We start from the raw sequence: 3,544 nt of genomic DNA on the forward strand, positions 1-3,544 counted from the left end.
CCGGTTGAGTGGCCGGATGGCCGTGGAATCAGTGGCCGGATGCGCGTGGAATGGGTGGCCGGATCAGCGTGGAATCGGTGGTCAGATGCTCATGGAATGGGTGGCCAGATGACCGTGGAATCCGCATTTTTATTGTTAAATCCCTTTGATATTAATTCCAACGTTTGCAACTCACGTTCCGTTAACGCTGGAGAACAATGCCGTAAAAAATGAGACGCACTAACGCTCGTGTTGATTCCGCAGTAACGATCAACAGAGACGATATCAGCATGCTTAATAGTCATAAAAAACATCTCTCTAATAACCAATACCACGAAAATTTATACTGATGTTTATGTGCAGCAAAGCTTATGCCAACTGAAAAGCCTTTGATTCAGGCTTCTGCGAATCAACAAATAACGATTATTGTTACTAATCGTAACAACTATCGAGAAGATTTCTGCCTCCCCCTAAAGGACTAGTACCCATGGAGACTTGGCGAAATGTTCGGAGGATCGCAAGATCAAATCAACCCATACGGTATACGGCATGCTCCAGCCAGCGTCTGGATAGCGAATTGAGGAGGAAATAGAAAATAAACGACTAGAGAGCAGCTCGACGCGAAAAACAGTAATAACAACAATCAAATATCAATGAATTAGAGAAAAACAAAATGGCACAGCTCAAAAAGTTCGATCGAAATATCAACTCTCTTTCCGAAATCTTGTTAGCAATTGAGGAAGACGGAGGATGCATAGTTAAAAACTTTATTTCAGCTGATTTAACGCGCCGGGTAAGAGAAGAGCTTGCCCAAGACGCGATGGGTATCACTCCCGGCGCATCGTATGCTGACCCAGATATGACTGTGTTTTGGGGACATAATACTAAACGATTCACTCGACTACTCAGCCGATCTCCCTCATTTTCTGAAGTGCTAGAACACGAGTTGATGCATGCCTGGGCGAGCACAAGTTTGACTGGTGATTACTGGCTCAACACCGCTCAAGCAATGATCGTTGGACCAGGGTCTAAGGCCCAAGCCCTGCATCGAGATACAGTGATTTGGCCTATTCTCGCGAATCTCGGTCCTGACGCACCCGAGGCAATGGTCAGTATCATGCTCGCGCTAAGCGACTTCAAAGCAGAAACAGGTGCGACTCTCGTTGTTCCAGGAAGTCATAAGTTTGCAGACTTCAATTCGACCGTCAGTAAAAGCGATACTGTGCAAGCAGTCATGCCTGCAGGTTCAGCACTTCTCTATACGGGAAAAACCATTCATGGCGCCGGCGCGAACGTCACTACTGACCAATGGCGTTTTGGATTGCACATGAGTTTTGTTTTAGGTTGGTTGACCCCCGAAGAAGCGTCACCCATTGGCGTGCCATGGGAAATTGCAAAAAACTTTTCTCCTACTGTCCAACGCCTTCTTGGATATGCGTCACCACGGGATCTCGGCGAAGGCGCATCGCCAAAAAACTGGATGGTAGATTTTGAAGATGTTCGTGCACATTTGGGTGTTAAATACGAACGACCTTCAAAAAAATCCCTGCAAAACCTAAACGACGCAGATGTAAAAGTTTAGCCCTCTAAGCTTCTGGCACCACGCGCATTTATTACTTTAGCGCCGCTCACATTATGTTTGAGTGCTGTCGGCGTTTTTTATTACTTAAACCCGGGATTGGGCTTTTTTGGTTTGGCCGCCCATTTTTTAAATAATTCATACAGCTCCTACTTCAAACAATAAAAACGGCAGATATCAATCATGGCAAAGTCGTCCCGCGTTTTAGTAGCTATCGCTATCAATAGTTTTATCATTCCATGCGCGCTTGCGTATTCATTGCACGAGGATGATAGATGGACGCTAAATGCCGACGCAGAGCTCTCAATGGGAGTTTTCCATAGCAATAAAAGCTATGCTCAATCGAGTGCTAGTGATGCAGGAAGCTCTTCGTGGCAAGAGGCCGCGTTTAAATATGGACTGAGCGGCACGTTAGCAGAAGTTATAAGTGGCCAGCTGTATGGATCATTAAATTGGGTCAGTACTGGATCTTTCGGAGATGGCGACGCTGCTGGTTGGACAGACGGCACGGAACGGACTACCAAAATCGAAGACGCGTATGCTGGTTGGCGTTCCGGAAGTACATTTCCTAGTCTCGGTGATAACGGATTAGATATCTCGTTTGGGCGCCAGAATATTGTTATCGGCGATGGATTTTTAGTTGCCGGCGATTCGCTAAATCTTGGCAAAGGCATAGCAGAAGGCACGCTCAATCGCGGCGGAGCCTACTACCTAACTGGAAGAAAGGATTTTGACCAGACCGCTGTTTTACGCGTAGGTGGGGCCAGTGGCTTAAGAAGCGATTTGATGTGGCTCCAATCAGACAACCCCGCTCAGGCTAAAGCCGGATTAGCCGTAGCGACCTTGGAAAATGTCACAACAAAAGGGACGATCGGCCTTACATACCTTGAAGTAACCAATACTGATAAACGCTTTGATGACTTGAATAGAGATGGTACAAAAACATATTCTTTACGCGGACAAGGTAACATTGGATACCCAGATCTGTTTCTTTCTGCAGAATATGCTCTGCAGAGAAAAGATGACGGAACAAATGAAAACGCCTGGTACGTAGAAGCCGGATGGAAATTTTCAGATCTGTATTTGCGTCCAACCATTAACTATCGATACAGTCGATTTTCGGAAGGATATGATCCTTTATTTTACGGCAATGTACGGGCACTAGGAACATGGTTCCAAGGTGAAGTAGCGTCAAACTATGCTGGCCCTTTTAACTCAAACACGCGGATAAATAGCATATCACTTTCTATCGCCCCTACTGATGCGATGTCCATAGGTATGCTTTTATTCAATTTTGACACACTAGGCAAAGCGGAAAATTTTACCAATTTAAACGCTAAAGAAATTGATGCCTATGCTTTATGGAATATAAGTGAACACACATCACTTATGCCATTGGTCGGAATATATAAGCCCGACGCAGGTTTTGATCAAGGCGGATCCCAGCTAGGGCATTCGGGCTCTAACGTTTACACTCAACTCCTTATTACAACAAAATTCTAGAATTTAAAGTAGACATACAACTAGGTGAATATCATGGGCATAAATTACGAACACTATCATGCATTTCACGAACTGCCATTAGCCGGTACATGGCGACGTGGCCGCGCATCTACATTATTATCAGTTTCTGATCCATTTAATGGCAACCTATTGGCATCATTAACTCAAGCGACTCTTGAAGACCTAAATGATGCTTATTTGACGGCAGCTGCAGTTCAACTCGATTGGGCGAGAAAAAGTCCTGCTTTCCGTGCGGAAGTGATGCTCCGAGCAGTTCAAGTTTTCGATACACGCCGTGACGAAATCATCGATTGGATTATTCGAGAGTCTGGCAGCACCCGCATCAAAGCTATGGTTCCTGAATTCATAGAATAAGCGCAACGCTTGAAACGAGAGGCAGAGAGCCAGCCACCGGTAGAATCCAGGCTCTCACACCGAAGGATTCAAGCGCAGATGACTACGCATTACCGGCAGCTGACTCAG

The 3,544-nt window shown here is 45.6% G+C and carries 4 protein-coding genes; all 4 read left to right on the plus strand.

Annotated features, from left to right (window positions below):
- Positions 1–213, plus strand: a 213-nt coding sequence (locus tag G7020_RS23940; RefSeq protein ID WP_219852820.1) for a hypothetical protein, incomplete at its 5' end; no start/stop codon positions are given.
- A gap of 439 nt (positions 214–652) precedes the next feature.
- Positions 653–1,561 carry a phytanoyl-CoA dioxygenase family protein gene (locus G7020_RS23545; RefSeq protein WP_110996488.1) on the plus strand — a complete coding sequence of 303 codons (909 nt, stop codon included), beginning with the start codon at positions 653–655 and terminating at the stop codon, positions 1,559–1,561.
- A gap of 180 nt (positions 1,562–1,741) precedes the next feature.
- Positions 1,742–3,061: a hypothetical protein gene (locus G7020_RS23550; RefSeq protein WP_110996487.1), complete on the plus strand. Its 1,320-nt coding sequence runs from the start codon at positions 1,742–1,744 to the stop codon at positions 3,059–3,061.
- Between the two features lie 33 nt (positions 3,062–3,094).
- Positions 3,095–3,436, plus strand: coding sequence for an aldehyde dehydrogenase family protein (locus tag G7020_RS23555; protein ID WP_181087203.1), 342 nt, complete (start codon positions 3,095–3,097; stop codon positions 3,434–3,436).
- Positions 3,437–3,544 lie beyond the last annotated feature (108 nt).

Origin of the sequence: Stutzerimonas stutzeri, assembly GCF_013522825.1 — a bacterium.
Classification (GTDB): Bacteria; Pseudomonadota; Gammaproteobacteria; order Pseudomonadales; family Pseudomonadaceae; genus Stutzerimonas; species Stutzerimonas stutzeri_AK.

What these genes read in the sequence shown, in the direction of transcription:
- G7020_RS23545 (WP_110996488.1), top strand. Translation starts at nt 653, where the DNA reads ATGGCACAGCTCAAAAAGTTCGATCGAAATATCAACTCTCTTTCCGAA.
- G7020_RS23550 (WP_110996487.1), top strand. Translation starts at nt 1,742, where the DNA reads ATGGCAAAGTCGTCCCGCGTTTTAGTAGCTATCGCTATCAATAGTTTT.
- G7020_RS23555 (WP_181087203.1), top strand. Translation starts at nt 3,095, where the DNA reads ATGGGCATAAATTACGAACACTATCATGCATTTCACGAACTGCCATTA.